Source organism: Auritidibacter sp. NML130574 (assembly GCF_003185725.2).
GTDB lineage: Bacteria > Actinomycetota > Actinomycetes > Actinomycetales > Micrococcaceae > Auritidibacter > Auritidibacter ignavus.
Genome location: NZ_CP031746.1, coordinates 442,673 through 459,960 on the forward strand (window position 1 = coordinate 442,673; position 17,288 = coordinate 459,960).

9 protein-coding genes are annotated in these 17,288 nt (G+C 53.9%); 7 read left to right on the forward strand and 2 right to left on the reverse strand.

Annotation, left to right across the window (positions count from 1 at the left end; genetic code table 11):
* Positions 1 to 14: 14 nt before the first annotated feature.
* The 5 genes from DCC27_RS02075 to DCC27_RS02095 all read left to right on the forward strand — a co-directional run bounded on the left by DCC27_RS02075 (position 15) and on the right by DCC27_RS02095 (position 11,484).
* Positions 15 to 2,993 carry a glycosyltransferase gene (locus DCC27_RS02075; RefSeq protein ID WP_158278428.1) on the forward strand — a complete coding sequence of 993 codons (2,979 nt, stop codon included), beginning with the start codon at positions 15 to 17 and terminating at the stop codon, positions 2,991 to 2,993.
* Between the two features lie 120 nt (positions 2,994 to 3,113).
* Entirely contained in the window at positions 3,114 to 4,364 is a 1,251-nt protein-coding gene (gene wecC / locus DCC27_RS02080) for a UDP-N-acetyl-D-mannosamine dehydrogenase (protein ID WP_110099468.1), read from the forward strand.
* A 139-nt stretch (positions 4,365 to 4,503) separates the two neighbouring features.
* Complete coding sequence (galE, locus tag DCC27_RS02085; RefSeq protein WP_110099469.1) at positions 4,504 to 5,496, forward strand: UDP-glucose 4-epimerase GalE; 993 nt, start codon at positions 4,504 to 4,506, stop codon at positions 5,494 to 5,496.
* Between the two features lie 3 nt (positions 5,497 to 5,499).
* Positions 5,500 to 7,119, forward strand: a complete 1,620-nt coding sequence (locus DCC27_RS02090) for a heparinase II/III-family protein (RefSeq protein WP_110110039.1) — start codon at positions 5,500 to 5,502, stop codon at positions 7,117 to 7,119.
* A 27-nt stretch (positions 7,120 to 7,146) separates the two neighbouring features.
* Positions 7,147 to 11,484: a glycosyltransferase gene (locus tag DCC27_RS02095; RefSeq protein WP_110099471.1), complete on the forward strand. Its 4,338-nt coding sequence runs from the start codon at positions 7,147 to 7,149 to the stop codon at positions 11,482 to 11,484.
* A 104-nt stretch (positions 11,485 to 11,588) separates the two neighbouring features.
* Here DCC27_RS02095 and DCC27_RS02100 read toward each other — a convergent pair whose 3' ends face one another.
* Both DCC27_RS02100 and DCC27_RS02105 read right to left on the reverse strand, forming a co-directional pair.
* On the reverse strand, positions 11,589 to 12,506 hold the full coding sequence (locus tag DCC27_RS02100; protein WP_110099472.1) for an ABC transporter ATP-binding protein: 918 nt from the start codon (positions 12,504 to 12,506) through the stop codon (positions 11,589 to 11,591).
* Positions 12,484 to 13,404 (reverse strand): ABC transporter permease, encoded by a 921-nt coding sequence (locus DCC27_RS02105; RefSeq protein WP_110100344.1) that lies wholly within the window; start codon positions 13,402 to 13,404, stop codon positions 12,484 to 12,486. The genes DCC27_RS02100 and DCC27_RS02105 overlap by 23 nt, the downstream gene beginning before the upstream one ends.
* 322 nt (positions 13,405 to 13,726) lie before the next feature.
* Here DCC27_RS02105 and DCC27_RS02110 point away from each other — a divergent pair, with 322 nt between their 5' ends.
* Complete coding sequence (locus DCC27_RS02110; protein ID WP_110100345.1) at positions 13,727 to 15,901, forward strand: hypothetical protein; 2,175 nt, start codon at positions 13,727 to 13,729, stop codon at positions 15,899 to 15,901.
* Positions 15,902 to 16,116: 215 nt separating this feature from the next.
* Positions 16,117 to 17,280, forward strand: coding sequence for a non-hydrolyzing UDP-N-acetylglucosamine 2-epimerase (gene wecB / locus DCC27_RS02115; RefSeq protein WP_110099475.1), 1,164 nt, complete (start codon positions 16,117 to 16,119; stop codon positions 17,278 to 17,280).
* Positions 17,281 to 17,288: the final 8 nt, after the last annotated feature.

The window sequence follows — 17,288 nt, forward strand, 5'->3', positions numbered from 1 at the left end:
ATGGAATGTGTTTGATGACTGCTAGCAATCCCGAGCCGGTGAAAATTCTCCTCGTCACGCATTCGTATTGGCCTGAGCAAACTCCACCACAGCGACGGTGGCAGAACTTCATCAAGTTCTTACGAGGTTTTGGGTGCGAGGTAGCTGTTCTGACTCAGGGAGTTGCTGATCACCCGAGTGAAGAACTGGGACCAGCAGGAGAACGCATTATTCGAACTGGGGTGACCCACCGCACGAAGCACTCTCGGTGGGCTCGTCTGCTGGAGAGCACGATACACGCCGCGGAGTTTATTCCTTTGGCCCGAAGATTTTCCGACGTCGACATCGTGATTGCCACCGTACCTGCCTTGCCGAATTTAGTATCTGGTCGCGTTATCTCCAAACTGCTGAAAAAACCGTTCGTCGTCGAGATGCGCGATGCATGGCCCGATCTTCTCACCGAAGCGAATGTTGGCGGAAAAGTGGTTTCCGAATCTGCGTCACAGGTCGTGACCTGGCTTCAGCGATCGGCAGACCTGCTCATCACCGTTACTCAAGGATTTGCTCAGACATTGCGAGAGCGCGGAATGACAAACGTTGCCACTATTCGAAATGGCGTGAGTGTTTCAGCTGAGGCTCTGCTACCGTCGAGGTCACGCGAACCAGGGGAGCTACACGTCCTGTATTTGGGAAATCATGGAGAATCGCAGAATCTTGCCCTAGTGTTGCAGGCAGTCGCGTTAGCACAACGCCAGAATTCCCGGATCCAGTTGCGATTTGTTGGTCAGGGCACTCAAAAACACCTTCTGATTAAAACCAACCGGTCGTTAGGGTCACCGGCGGAGCTTTACGACGCCGTGCCGTCGCACCGCGCTACCGAACATTATCAATGGGCCGATACATGTGTTGTGAGTCTTCGACCAGACTGGCAGAGCTTCAGACACACTGTTCCTTCCAAACTCTACGAATTACTGGCAACGGGAAAACATATCACCGGTTTGGTACAAGGAGAGGCAGCGCAGACACTGCGCGTTGCCGGACATCAGCCACTCGGCGAGCTTACTGCCGACCAATTGGCCTCCTATTGGCTGGAGCTTGCGAAGAACCCAGATTCTACTGCTCAGAATATTGCATCCCACCGGTGGGCTGCCGACAACATTTCTCTCGATGTCGAGGCCTCCCGGCTCTCTGCGCTGCTAGGTCACCTGCTCCAGGCACGAAAGGGCTCTTTAGCAACGAACACGGCCAATGCGTCACCATCATGGAACAGAACCCCTCAGCTTCTTCGCAATTTCCAGCTTGCGGCCCAAACCGCAAGAGACCATATCGGACAAGACCCTGCGTTATTTGCCTTGCAAGTAGCGCGACGGTTGCCGACGTCGATTTCTGAGCCTGTCGCCAGCGTTGCGTCCAAGATCCACGGCGGACCACTTGATGTTGTCGGGGCTCTGGGGGCAGCCATACGTGGGAACTCCGAAAGCTTACGAGAAGAATTGTGTAGAGCCGTGGAAGCACGTGCAGGCTCCCGTAAAGTTCTCGAGCTGGTCAACCTGCTCACCAGCAGTGGAGACACCGAGGCGGCCGAATGGGGGTTGGCCAGAGTGCGCCCCGGAGGCAAGGGCTACCGCCTCGCACGGTCACGGATCCAGTGGAATAAAGGCAACATGACCGCTGCTGTCGAAGGGCTGAAAACCTCGGGGAAAGAAGGCTGGAAGCGCAAAGGGTACCGGTCACAGTTGAGAACCTTCCAAGGAGAGCGTCCCCAACTAGCAAGGGTGCCGGACTATCACCCCGAACAAGGTGCCATTCTCCACGTGCTGACTAATTCGTTGCCATATACCGGTTCGGGATATGCACAACGATCACACTCCATCTTGCGAGCCTTGCAATCTCGGGGATGGAACGTGAGCGCCGCAACTCGCATGGGATGGCCTGTGGTGACCGGAGGGCTGACAGCCCCGGCCGTCAATCATCTTGATGGCATCGACTACCACCGGCTGATTCCAAGGCGCCTGCACACTGATGCTGAAAAACGTGAGCAACAGTATGCTGAGATGTTGCTCACTCATGCCCTCAAGGTTAAGCCGGCTTTGTTGCACACCACCTCACATTGGAATAACGCTAACGCCGTGCGTGCCGTTGCAGAAGCTTTGGATATTCCATGGGTGTATGAAGTCCGAGGGTTACTTGCCGATACGTGGGCGTCAACACGTGGTGCGGAAGCCTACCGGTCTGAGTATTACCGGTTGTTTACACAGCGGGAACAGGAATCTGTGCTGGCCGCTGACGGCGTGGTGACACTCGGGAAGCAAATGCGAGCCAAACTCGAAGAATTCGATCGCGATAGTGCAGACATCGTCCTGACACCAAATGCAATCGGGGGCGAGTTCCTCAAGGAACCCCGGTCCACTCAGGAAGCGCGCGAGGCCTTGGGGCTGCCGCGTGACCTGGAACTTGTGGGGACGGTCAGTTCATTGGTTCCGTACGAAGGACTCGATACTGTCGTGCGTGCCGTTGCTCACCTGGCCCCGAGCAGGCCTCGGCTACGGATGCTCCTTGTCGGAGATGGTACCGCCCGCCCCAGCTTGCTCCGTCTGGCCGAAGAGCTGGGACTAAGTGATCGACTGATTGCACCCGGCCGGGTGCAACGAGAAGAGTCGATACTGTATCACCAGGCCTTAGACGTGTTCGTCGTGCCCCGTATTGATTCGTCCGTCACCAGGACCGTCACTCCGATGAAATCGGTTGAGGCTTCCGCCAGTGGCAAGCCCGTTGTCGCCTCGGATCTTCCGGCTCTGTCGGAACTGGTCCATCACGGGGTGACCGGTATGTTGGTCCCGCCAGAGCATGACATTGAGTGGGCGCGCGTCCTGACGGATCTCTTGGATAACCCCACGCTACGACAAACTATCGGTCATGCCGGACGGTCGTGGGCGTTGCAGGAAAGAACCTGGAAGTCCAACGAAAGTCGCTACACTGAGCTGTATCAGAAGCTCACGGGGTACGTACCGTAGGTGTTGCGTTGTCACCTCATTGAAAATCCTGGGGTATACTTCCCCGGGGTGTACAGTGCCCCCGCACGGACCGCGGTGCTGTACTGAACCAAGTGCCGAAAGAAATCGAGGGATAATTCTATGTCGAATATTTCGACCGTGGCCGTCGTGGGGCTTGGCTACATTGGCCTTCCAACGGCTGCAATTCTGGCCGAGAACGGTGTGAAAGTCTTTGGCGTTGACGTCAATGAAAGAACGATTCAGGCGATTAACTCGGGAACTGTACCGTTCGTTGAGCCAGACCTCGAGGACTACGTCAAGCGAGCCGTTGATCAGGGCCTGCTGTCAGCTTCGGCAGAGACTCCGCAAGCTGATGCCTACATCGTGGCCGTACCCACCCCGTTCCACGATGACAAAACCCCGGACCTTTCCTATATTGAAGTAGCAGGTCGCAATATAGCTCCTCAGCTACAGGGCGATGAGCTGGTGATTCTGGAATCAACCTCACCTCCCGGGGCCACCGAACACTTGGCGGATGTGATTCACCAAGCCCGTCCAGATCTTCAAGACAAGGGCACACTGGAATTCGCTCACTGCCCAGAACGAGTGCTGCCCGGTAAGGTCATGGTCGAGCTGGTGACCAATGACCGGATCGTTGGTGGCTCGACACCGCACGCTGCTGAGCGCGCACGCGACCTTTACCGTAGCTTCTGCAAGGCAGAACTACTTTTGACCGATTTGCGCACGGCCGAGATGTCCAAACTGGTCGAAAACTCCTTCCGTGACGTCAACATTGCCTTCGCGAATGAGCTGTCTGTGATTTGTGACGAGCTGGGGATCAACGTCTGGGAAGTCATTGAACTGGCCAACCACCACCCGCGGGTTAACATCCTTCAGCCCGGCCCTGGCGTTGGTGGGCACTGCATTGCTGTGGACCCCTGGTTCATTGTCGCCGCTGCACCGGATTCGGCGAAGTTGATCCGCAACGCTCGCGAAATTAATGACGCGAAGCCAGATTGGGTCATCAAGCAGGTCAAGGCAGAAGCCTATGACGTTGAGAAAGAAACTGGCCGAGCTCCTGTCATTGCGGCGCTGGGTCTTGCCTTTAAGCCCAATATCGATGACCTGCGAGAGTCGCCGGCCATGCGAATCACTGAGCAAATGGCACGCGAGCTTTCCAGCTCCAAGATCCTCGCGGTAGAACCCCACGTGAACGAGCTTCCCGCGAAATTGCAGGGTTTGCCCAACGTCGACTTCGCAAGCGTGGATGCCGCTGTTGAAGCAGCCGATATTGTCCTGTTGCTTGTTGACCACGCTGTCTTCGCCGATCTGCGTGACCGCGTGTCGGGCAAGCATGTGATTGATACTCGTGGGCAGTGGCGCGATAAATAACTGCATGTCGTCCTTGGACGCGGGAGGGCAACCAGAGAGGTTGACGGTTGCCCTCCTCGAAGTTTTTGGCGAATAAGATGTCGTCAGCAGAGACAGCCATATTTGACCGCATGGAGGACAAGGAGTCGAGGAGAGGGAAATGCGACTTTTAGTGACGGGCGGGGCCGGCTACATCGGTGGCCATTTCGTCTCCCGGGCTCTCGAGCTGGGAGCTTACGATATTGCCGTGGTCGATGACCTCTCCACGGGGCTTCAGAGGCGCGTGCCCTCGGATGTGCCGTTATATCAACTCGATCTGTCGGCCGATAAGGCTGTTGAGCAGCTCAGCAAGATTCTTTCGGACCATCAAATTGACGCCGTGGTGCATTTTGCGGCGAAGAAGGCTGTCAACGAGTCCGTCGAGCAACCCGAGATGTATTTTCGAAATAATATCGGTGGGCTCGTCAATCTGTTGAGTGCTATGAGAGACTCAGCCGTTCAGAAGATCGTTTTCTCTTCGTCCGCTTCGGTGTATGGACAACCATGCGAGTCGGAAGTGTTCGAAAACACTGCCTGTCATCCCATCAACTCCTATGGCCAGACCAAGCTCATCAACGAGCAATCTCTCCACAACGCGGAACGGGCGTGGGGGCTGTCCGCCGTGGCTTTACGCTATTTCAACGTCGCTGGCGCGACGAGTTCAGAACTTGCTGACACCACCACCACGAACCTCATGCCTGCTATCCGCAATATGCTGACGAGCCACGGTGTGGTTTCAGTCTACGGAGATGCCTATCCCACTCCTGACGGCACCTGCATTCGGGATTATGTGCATATAGAAGATCTTGTCGATGCACATATTGTCGCCCTTGACGCACTTGGCCAGCCGAATGCGACAGGGGTCTATACATATAACGTAGGCACAGGTATCGGAAGTAGTGTTCTGGATATCGTCCATGCATTCCAGAGAGTTCCAGGGGTTGACCTGGAGTATCAGATCGCGCCTCCACGCGATGGGGACGCGGCGACAGTAACTGCCAACGTCGATAAAATTCGCGAAGAACTGGGTTGGAAAGCATCTTACGGGGTCGAAGACATCGTTGAGTCCGTTGTTAAGCACCCTCCGTTGGCGACCGAACCGACAGAAGGGTGACAGATGACACTGGACTATTTATTTCCGAAACGCAACATGCTCGCCATGCGCGACGCGCGCTCGCGTTTTGTTGACCGTGACCTGATGACTATCCAACCACGACAGACCTTGCGACTTGAGGATGGTCAGGTGTGGCGTCACCGACGTACCCGTAGTCTGGCTCGGCAAATGCACGGTTGGCTTTTTTATTATTATCTTCGCCCGTTTCATATCGATTTAGACGATGCTATTGCGGAAAAGTTAATATGGCTACTCCATACCTGGCGTGACGTAGTGGGGTTACCTCCTTCCCGGATTCCAATGTCGTACCACGATGAGTCCACTGCTCAACGAACTATCGCGTTGTGCTGTCTGCTGGACGACTACGGTCCTTTGCTCAGCGCCTCGGATCAGACTTTCGTGAAGGACATTATTCGCGAAGGCGTTGATCTTTTGGTACAAGACGAATTCCATAGCGCCGGAACGAACCACGGGATGTTCCAGGACCTCGCCTTGATGCTCGCCAGTAGCTACATTGACGACAACGAAGGTTTATATGATTTAGCGTTCGGGCGATTGACTGCCTACTTCAAGAGCAGTTACACGGCCGAAGGAGTGCATAAGGAACAGTCCCCCGACTACCACGTCATCGTGAGTCGCCATCTGAAAGAATACAACCAATTACAAGGCCAGCAAGCGTCGACGACGGAACAATCCTTACGAGAAGTCTTCAAAGCCTCTGAAAGATACGCAATCGCAACCATCAGCCCCTTGGGCTCCTTTGCGCCTGTCAGCGACACCCCGCCTGGGCCGGTTCTTGGTAGAGGATATGGTCGGGTCTATAACTCGGACTCATATAGGTATGCGTTGACCCAAGGTGCACTTGGCACTCCGCCCGATTTCGACCGGTTCATTGCCGATGAAGCTGGTGTGGCAATATTTCGTGAAGACTGGCGAGATCTTGATTCTTTGTATCTGCATTTCGTAGCCGCTTATAACTCCGACTACCACAAACACAGCGATGAGCTGAGCGTATACCTCGTCTACAAAGGGCTCGAGATTCTCAGGGAAGCAGGCCCTAATGGGTACGAGATGTCTGATCCGTATACTATTTATGCTTTCTCTAGTTTCGCTCACAATACGCTTGTCGTGGATGGCGAAGGACTACCTCGTATCGACCCCACAAAAATGGACAAGGTAGGGCTACAGCAAGTCGAGCAACAGGGGATGTTCGACGTCAAAGGCTTCAACCACCGCTACGAGGGCGTCAAGCATAGTCGCAGAGTGACCGTTCAACCACAAGACGATCAGCCGAATGATGCCAAACGCCACGTACGGATTATCGATACGATTGAGTCTGCTGATCTCCATCAGTACACGTTGCTATGGCATTTCGGACCCGATGTCAGAGCCAGGCCATCGGGCGATACCGTGGTCATCCAGAACGCGTCGAACGAAAATCTTGGGCACCTGAGATTACGTTCGGAAGGCGATCTCAAAATTGTTCAACGCCGAGGCGAAGAGACCCCTGATATTCAGGGCTGGTATTTTCCCAAGAATGGTGTTCATAAACCAGCGGACGTCCTTCAAGTGGAATTTTCCGCAGCGACTCGCGAAGTAACGACTGATATATACCTGTACTAAATAATTGTGGAGAGCTGAAAAGTTATTATGCTTGGTTTGTTCAGACGGTTTAGTCGTAAGCAACAGCTTGTTGTTGGTTTCTTTGGTTTGGTGGCGGTTGCTGCAACTGTCTTGGCATTTTTTATAGACCTGGCAATCTTGGTTGTTGCTCTATTCTGGCTATTGGCGCTCTTGGCATTCGTGATGGTTATGTTCCTCCGGCGCCTTAATGCAAAGGTCGTGCGCTTGACGAGAAACTCTGTTCGGCGCGCAGGTGATGTCCGAGGAAGGGTATTGCCGACAGCAGCCAGCAATCTCTCCTCGAAAGAATCCCTGGAAAGCCTGAGAGACCGGTTTCAGAAAAAGCCTACGGTGAAGAACGCATTGCCCTATGCAAATAAGGTCTTGAACGTCCAAGGGAACATCTCTGAAGCGAACAGTATCCTCGACAGTGTTCCAGAAAGCGCCGTGCTGGGCGATGGAGAGAAAAAATTTGTTCAGCGTGTTCGGTCCTTGCATAAGTTACTTGACAAGCCTGTCGAGCTACCTCAGAAGCACTATACGTGCAATTATTTGCCGGTTCAGAATCGGATTCTCTATGCGGTTGGCATTTCGCCCGTGTCCAATAGCAATGGCTACACGACCAGAACCCAGGGGATTGCACAGGGGCTCCAGTTGCAAGGCGCTGACGTCATTGTCGCCCCACTGCCTGGTAAACCGTGGGATAGGCGCCCGTCGACAGGCTTTAAAGTTCCTCAAGAAAAGCGTCGCTATCAGCAACAGATCAATGGTGTCCATTATGTTCACAACCCCGGACTCAAAAGCTGGGAAGGCGACATTGGCGTTTTCTTGCAAGTCAGCGCAGACGCTTACGTACGCGAGGCCATGATCGACAAGCCTGAGGTGATTGTGTCAGCGTCAAATTACCTCACTGCGCTTCCGGCCCTGATGGCTGCACGCCGACTCGGGGTGCCCTTTGTCTACGAAATGAGAGGCTTCTGGGAAGTCACAGCGGCGTCTAAGAACCCAGCGTGGGCCGGATCTGAAAAGTACGCACTTGACCGCCGGCTTGAGTTTCAAGTTGCCAGCGAGGCTGACCACGTCGTGGTCATCACAGAAGAAATGAAAGACGATCTTGTCGAACGTGGAGTCAACGGGGACAACATTTCCGTTGCTGCAAACTCGGTGGATATCGATAAGTTCTTTCCTCAAGGTAAAGATCTCCAACTGCTCAAGAAGCTCGGATTCTCCCAGCCTGAACTGCCTGTTGTTGGCTTCGCCGGTAGCGTCACCGAGTACGAAGGGCTTGATCTGGTGGTTGACGCACTCTCCGCTATTCAAGAAGAGGGAGATGAATTCAACTTCTTGGTCATTGGTGGTGGATCTTATCTGCCCGAACTCAAGAAACGTGTATCCGAGGCTGGTTTAGAACCTCGCACCAGGTACCTCGAGGGCATACCGAATGCCAACATGCCGACTTATCTGTCGAGCATCGACATTTTCCCGCTAGCCCGGAAATCGTTGCCAGTCACTGAGCTTGTTTCTCCGCTCAAGCCTTTGGAAGCTATGGCCGTGGGGCGTTCGGTGGTGTTGTCTGATGTCTCGCCACACAGAGCTTTCTACGGTACAGACGAAGATAAATCACGGGCTTTGAGCTTCGCGAAGGATAGTGTCCCTGAACTGAAGGAACAGTTGCACCGGCTCATCCGAAACCCGGAACTTAGAGACCAGCTCGGTGTACGCGCTCGTCGCTGGGTAAGAGAAAACCGCACGTGGAAGCAGACAGGTGAGATCTACTGGTCTGCGCTCCAAGAGCTTTTGAGAAGTCAATCGCAACTAGCGAAGAGCTCTTCTGAACGGCCGTTGGATTCCTACACCGTTGCCTTCATTGGTGATACGTTTACCTCCGAGACGTTCCTACCCGAGCTGACAGCGATTCGGGTCACGCCCGATGACTGGCGGGAACAGTTCGCTCACAACGACATTGATGCTGTCTTCATTGAGTCTGCCTGGCAGGGTAACGACAAAGCGTGGGAAGGCATCATCGGATATTACGACGACACGAGTCACGCGCCAATTGCTAACCTGATTGATCATGCCCAAGAACACGGCATTCCCGTGATGTTCTGGAATAAGGAAGATCCAGTTCATTACAACCGCTTTAAGCGTACGGCTGCTCGGTGTGACTACGTGTTTACTACTGATGCGCGCACGATTGTCGACTATAACGCTGAACCAGATAACCGCATTTCGGCCGTCGCGTCGGCGCCTTTCGCAGCTCAACCAATACTGCACAATCCGTTGCCGAGCACTCGTGAACGCGAAGACACCATTGCCTACGGTGGCACGTATTATGGCGACAAATATGCCACACGAAAGCAGGGCCTTGACTTTCTCTTCTACGAATCAGCTCCGTACGGGCTGGCTATCTATGAGCGGGTGCATAACGACCCGAATTCGCCCTATCGGCTTCCAGATCGCTTCCGTCGCTACGCTCGACAGAGTTTGAGCTACCCCGAGATGTGCCAGGCCTATAAAGCACACCCGATCCATCTCAACGGGAACTCTGTTGTGGATTCTCCCTCGATGTTTTCGCGCCGAGTTGTGGAGATTACTGCATCCGGGTCAAGCGTTCTTAGCTCGCCTGGTCGTGGTGTCGATGAAACTTTCGCGGGTACAGTCCCCACCGTTGAAAATCCCGACGAAGCCAATAGTGTCTTGAAACGCTGGAAATCGTCCGAGGAAGCCCGGCACAAGGATTTGTGGAAGGCCTTGCGACATGTTTACGAGGCCCACACGTGCGCCCATCGTTTGGTGTACATGATGCGCGTCGCTGGGTTCCTCGTAAGAGCTCCCAAGCTGCATCCCTTTGCCGTGGAGTGCTCGGCGAGTGATATCCCCGAGTTCGAGAAGCAGTCAGTACGTCCTGACATGTATTTGCTTGACGAAGAATTCGACGGTCAAGAAGTCGCTGGCCAAGTCGTTGTAGCGCCCACGGCACAGTCGAAGATGGACGCATTGCGCGAGTACGACATTCGACATGTCGTTAAGGCGGCCAATTCCATCGGGACCTTGAGCCGAAACGATGTGGAAGACCTTCTCAACGGCCTAACCTTCGGCGATTGGAAGGCCGTCGGAAAGCAGGCTGTGTCTTGGTCGCCGGGAAACCTATTTGTCCCCGTTGCCACGTGTTCGGCAGCCATCAACAGTAGGCTTGTTCTCTTCGAACGCGACACTTACGCGCAAATTTTAGAGGGTGAAACTCCTACTCTCGACGACGAGGACGTTTTCGCATGGCAGATTGTCAGAGACAAAAAAGAGCAAGTAGACTCAACGAAAACAGCAGTTACTACTAGTTCTGCTAGGAACGTTTCCCTCGCTGGTCCTGATGAGAGCTCGCAAACCGTCCTTATCGCTGGACACGATTTTAAGTTCTTTATCGAGATCATGAATGGTATCCAAAAGGCGGGCCACCGTGTCCGAATTGACCGATGGGGTGGCCATAGCATCCATGATGAACAACAAAGTCGACGTCTTCTCGATGGCGCTGACGTGATCTTTTGTGAGTGGTCGCTGGGCAATCTGGTGTGGTACAGCCAGAATAAGCTTCCGGGACAAAAACTCATCACGAGGGTGCATGCCCAGGAACTGAGAACGAAGTTTCTAGACCAAGCAATCCTCAAAAATGTTGATGCGTTTATTTTCGTCTCGCCGGTAGGGATGCGCAGGGCGCAGGTTCGCTATGGTATTCCGACGTCTAAGAGCTTCGTCATCGGCAATACGTTCGATATGGGCCGATTTCTCACCTATAGAAGCGAGATTAACCCGAAGAATATCGGCTTTGTCGGGTCTGTTCCGCAGTCCAAACGGTTCGATCGAGCTTTGGACATCATCGAGCAACTCGCATCTAAGGACCAAGAGTATAAGCTGATCGTCAAAGGGAAAGAATATACGGAGTATCCCTGGTTGCAGGATAGACCCGCAGAACAGGAGTACTTCCAGAGGGTTTATGAGCGGATCGAATCCTCACCGGTGTTAAAAGACGCTGTAGTATTTGATGGCCACAGTCCTGACCTTGCAGAATGGTATACCACCGTCCCCGGTTTCATTCTGTCGACGAGTGATCATGAAGGAACTCATCAGGTGGTTGCTGAAGGAGGGGCTGCGGGCTGTGTTCCGGTGATCCTACCTTGGGCTGGAGCAGAGCAAGTATATGGAACACGGTGGCTTGTTGACGATATCGACAGCGCTGTCCAGCGAATTCGGTCGCTGGCCGCAGATCCCCAGGCTCTGCTCGACGAGTCATATGCAGTTCGTGACTATATGCATAAGCATTTCCGTCCAGGAGTCATCTCAGGAAAAATCTTGCGGTTGATTGAGAGCTAAAACCCGTAAGGTCCCGCATATCTCTGCCCCTCCCAGTACATCGTTGGGAGGGGCAGAAGTGCGTTTAGGCTAAAGATGACAGGACGCCATGAGGTATGGCCTCGTTATGATGGCTGGCCGTCTTCCACAATGTCGTCAATCCGATCCTGGAATGTCTGCATGTGCTTTTCCTTCACACCCTGGGCGACATTTTCGCCGTGGCGCCGCAACGCATTCATGAAATAGCTGTAGTGCTTCATCACCTCGTCAGGTTCGCCATCTTCGACAACTGCACCCTTATCGAGCCAGATGACTCGAGTACACATTTCACGAATTGCAGAGGGCGAGTGGTTAACGAGGAATCCCGTACCGGAGCGGGCGATCAAGTCCTTCATGGCCTGATTCGAGCGTTGTCGGAAGGCATCGTCACCGGTGGAAAGGGCCTCATCGATCATCAAGATATCCGGGTCTGCCGACACAGAGATCGAGAAACGGAGCCGAGCTCCCATACCGGACGAGTAGGTACGCATCGGCATCCGTACGAAGTCACCAATGTCTGCCAGTTCGACAACCTCGGGCACTTTCTCTTCGACCTGTGCCGGTGTGAGTCCCATGGCCAATAGTCCGATACGAATATTGTCGATACCGGTGAGGTTCGGCAAGAGTGCGGCGCCAACACCCAGTAGCTGCGGTGTGGAGCGTGCCACGACCTGGCCTGAGTTCGGAGTCTCGACACCGGCGAGAACCCTGAGCAAGGTACTTTTACCCGACCCGTTTCGCCCTACGAGCCCAATGAATTCACCTTCGCGCGCTGCCAGCGAGATCCCTTTCAGCGCCTGAAACGATGTCTTCTTGCCGCGTGACTGAATTAATCCGCGCTCTTTGCCTTCATCTAAAATCCGCACGCGGTAAGTGAGCTCAATGTCTGTGGCGAGCATCGTGAGCTCTCCGAGCTCTGTCGTGGTTGGTGAAATGGTGTCCTCGCTCTCGTCCGGTTCCGGGGTGGGAGAGTTCTTAGGCTTAGACGTTTCGTTCGCGACCATAAGATTCCTCTCCTTGCCAAAACACTAGAAACCCAGCGACAAACAACACAACGGCCCAACCGCAGAGAACCAACCAATGCTCGACTGCTGGCACCGTGCCATCAATGAGTATTTCGCGGTACATCAGTAAGACGGTGTAGATCGGATTCAGCTCGATTATGGCTTCCAACGTTGGATATCTAGTCGTAAACCGGGTGATCGGAAAGATCACTCCAGAGCCGTACATGAGCAGGCGAGTTAGAAAAGGAATCACCTTACTCAGGTCAGGGAAAACGACCGCCAGCCGAGCAACAAGTAGCGTGATGCCAAAATTTAGGACGACGTGAATGAGCAGAATGATGGGGAAGAGGAGCCAACTCCACTCTGGAAGTTCGTGGGGAGGGATAGCCATGATGATCAAGAACATCATCAAAAAGGCCGGGCCTCTTTGCAACAAATCGTAGAGAGCCTCTCCTAAAGGCAGCGCCATCCGCGGGAACTTGAAAGCCCGTATCAGTGAGCGAGACGACGCGATCACCTTGCTACCGGTTCCCAAGGCACTACTGGTCATCTGGAACATGAAGACACCAATAATGACAAAGGCCACAAAGTTGTCCATGCCCCGATCGAATTGCAACAACAGCCCGAAGATAATCCAGTAGAAAGCTGCGTCGAGAGTTGGGCGAAGAACCAACCAAAGTGGCCCCAGCTTGGCGTCGTCGTTGCCCGTAACAACGCGGCCTCGCGACTGACGCCAAATGAAGTGACGCCGTTGCCATAGCTGACGAATATACTTTCCGATTCCAGGACGCCCTCCGATGGGAGTGAGCTTGTCTACACCTGGATACGAATCTTTTACGGCCGAAACGAACTCAGCGGTTTGTGGATGACCCGCTTCCTTGTCGTTGGTAGACGCCATACTTCTCGCTACAGCCTTTCCTGCTCCTCCACATACAACGGCATCAAGAGGTCTTCTTTGTGCCGTTGCAGGGAATCTGCACCTTCACATTGAGACTACATTGTATCGCCACGGCGAAACGATCTTGCCAGATGCTAGGAGGGTCGTCCGAACTGGGAGGTAAATGGCAGAACGAGGATCACCCGTGCAGATAAGCTGAGGTATTCGCCGAAGCTGATAGTTTTGTAGGGATGCCGGGTCAAACCAGCCATTGAGTGAAGCTACGGCCACAGATGGTTGTGCCCAGTCGATATACCCCCGAGCTGTCGTTCAGAAGGCAACCATGAATTCTCAGTCCTCATCCGTCGTTCGCGCTGTGCTGATTGATACCCGAGCTCGGACCATCGAAGAAAGTGCGGTCCCGGGTAAGTGGAAGCCAAATACGAAGGTTGCGGAGTTCGGTGGACTTGCTTTGACAGGCAAACAGCTTTGCCGGGGAGAATTTGGGTTCGCTCACCCCGAGAATCTCACGATTGCCGACTTGCGTGATGCTCCTGGGGAATGGCTAGCCATAGCTAGTTCTCGACACCTGTTGTCAGGAGTGAAACACCTTGTTTTTGCCGATCGCTTCGGATTTGGACCAGTCTTTTATGCAATTATCCCTAGGCGTGGGGTGGTCTTGTCGGATAGCTTTATCGCCGTTGCGGTTGCTCTTCGAGAGTCCGGTGTTTCGGTTCATCTGAATCTCAGTACATACGTTGCCGCTCTAACTAGTCGTGGCCGGACTGCCGAGGGGATGAGTGACTCGACGACCATGGCAGAACAAATACATATTCTCGAGCCAGATTGCGTCCTCGAGATTACCGGTCGCCAAGCGACCATCCGTCCGCGGGTTACACTGGGGGGCTCTGAGACAATCAATGACTACACCGACGCCGTGTCGTTAGGCATAGAGCTAGCCAGAGAGTCCTTGACGACTGCAGTGAATTCGTTGTCCGCTCGGAAAGTTATCACCCTTTCCGGAGGCGTTGACTCCCGGCTCGCTCTAGCGCTCCTGACACTGACTGGTGCTCATCAAGACTTCAAGGTCTTGACGTTTGACCCACGAAGATATGAGGGTAAGAAACGTAAGGTTTACGGGCGAGATATTCAGCTCGCCAATGCGATTCGCGCTGATCACGGCATGGAGTGGTGGGGCCCTACTGAACAGTGCGGTTTATCCTTATTGTTCAGTGAGCGTGTCTTCACCCATCAAATACGCGATTCGAATCGCAACTACGAGATGTTTCTGTCCGATTTTTCAGGAGAATACGCCATTCCCCAGATGACGATCCGCGGAGGTGGAGGAGAGCTACTTCGCGTCCCGGGGTCTGCTGAAGGTCTGGCTAACCGTGTTTTCCGGGAACTTGGAAAGGGCGTATCGATGTCGGACCCGCGGGTCTTCAACTTTTTTCTCCAAGCGCACAGCTACCCCCGGCTTGCGAATAAGCACTTCAAACCATTAGTTGCTGAGCATTTCGAAAGAACCTTTAAACGCTCTAGGGGATCCGACCTGTTCCAACGCCTCGACGGATACTACTTTCGGACTAGGAATAGGTACCATTTCGGTATCACGCGACAGGCTTTAGACAAGCGCGAAGTCCCCTTGTTTCCACTGGCTAATCCTTACTTTTTGCAAGCGTCGCGACTCGCTGAATTCCACGAAAGAACCCAAGGCAAGCTGGTCAAAGACATATTCCAGGCTTCGGCGCCCCAGTTGCTGAAGTACCCTTTCGACAGTGATCAGTGGACAAGCCGTCTCACCACTGCAGAGCTGAAAAAGGTGCCGGACGACGACTCATGGCGCGAATCGTATGATGTAGCGGATAGTGGCAAAACCGTACAGATTCGACGCGATGAGGCAGACGCGCAGCGCTTCACATTCAACGCTCAGCGAGCTGGAGATCTCTTCATCCGTGAAGGGTTCGCGACGATCGTTGGACACGCTCCAGAGCAGTTTCAAGAGCCTCTGCAACAACAACATGAAGCAGTATTAAGGACGATGGAGCAGGGTATACTGAACAGATCAACCATTCTCGGAAAAGTCGCCTCGGCCTTGGATGTCGTGACGCCACCCCCACCCGAGATCGCCTCACTGAAGACCCTATCGGTTCCAGGACTTTCTGCGGACGAAACCGCTCCACGAACCAAGGTTCGGCTGATTACAGATCTGCGTGAATCATCGGCCGCACTGTCTTATCCTGATCCCACTAGTTCAGTGACAACCGTGCAACGTATCCATGGGCGAATACTTGTGGCTAACGATTTCGCCAGTGTCGAACCGAGTGAGTATGAATGGGCTTTCTACCTGTATCGCGATGGGACAGAAATCTCCGAAGTTTGGTACCAAGACACTCCTCGGTACGCTTTTACTGGCGTTGAGGAATCGGGGAGATATACAGTTCTCACGTTCATCAGAAGAAAGGACAGCCCGCAAAACGTGATAAAGGTACCGAGCACCAGCGCGATCAGTATCTAGCCCGGGGAATGTCGGCGATCACAGTGATCACAGTGCAGTCATGCGGGTACTAAGGAAAGGATATCGAGAAAGGTCATATGTTTATCTCGGCCCTCCCAACGAAAATGTGCTGATTAGGGTGGTAGCTGTGTAGGGTTGTCTCGGCATACTAAAATGAAATCACCGGCTCACTGCCGCGTGAGGTCGTTGTGTCGTAGTGATGTAGGAGTAGAGACATAATGAAAATCATGCCGGTCTACGGCACCCGCCCCGAAGCGATTAAGATGGCCCCGATTGTGAAAGCTCTTCAGGAGTCGGATCAATTCGAGTGTGTGGTGACCGTCACTGGACAACACCGGGAAATGTTGGACCAGGTGAATGAGCTTTTCGGAATCACTCCCGACCACGACCTCAATATCATCCAGCCCCGCCAGACCCTGAACATGGTGATGGCGAAAACCATCAATGGTCTCGACGCGATCATGGATGAAGAGAAACCCGATGCCGTGGTGGTCCAAGGTGACACGTCGACTTCCACAGCTGGCGCCATTGCCGCCTTCAACCGTGGTGTGCCAGTGGTTCATGCCGAAGCCGGGCTCCGTAGCTTCAATATCTTTTCCCCGTTCCCGGAAGAAGCGAACCGGAAGATTACCTCCCAGATTTCTTCTCTTCACTTAGCACCGACCTCGGTCAGTCGCGATAACCTCCTCCGTGAGGCCGTCAACGCGCACGATATCTACGTCACCGGTAACACGGTCATCGATGCCCTGCTTGAAGTGGTGGACCAGCGTGTTCCGTTCAGTGAACCTGCTTTGCAAGAACTGATCGAGCAGGTAGACCAGGGACGAAAGGTCGTCCTCGTCACGACTCACCGCCGTGAGAACCAGGGTGATGCGATGCGCGGTGTCGGCCGAGCATTGGCACGACTGTCGGACTCACACCCGGACGCGACCATTGTTTTGCCAGCCCATAAGAACCCTGTAGTGCGTGAGGCAATTCTGCCGTTCCTGGAAGGCAAAGAAAATGTCATCGTCACCGAGCCGTTGGCATACGGGGAATTTACCCACTTGATGAACCTCAGCACCGTCGTCCTCACCGACTCCGGTGGCGTTCAGGAAGAAGCACCAGGTCTGGGCAAACCGGTGCTCGTGATGCGCGAGAACACCGAGCGTCCCGAAGCGGTGACCGCCGGAACCGTCCGACTGATTGGTACCGCCGAAGAGCGCGTTGTCGAGGAAGTCTCCGAGTTGCTCACAAATGACGAGGCATACGCCAAGATGGCCAATGCGGTAAACCCCTATGGTGACGGCCGGGCCGCACCGCGTTCTGTCTCGGCGATTGCAGAGCTACTCGGCGTGGGCTCTCGTTTACCACAATTTGACGACGGACTCGGTGAATAAGGGCTTAT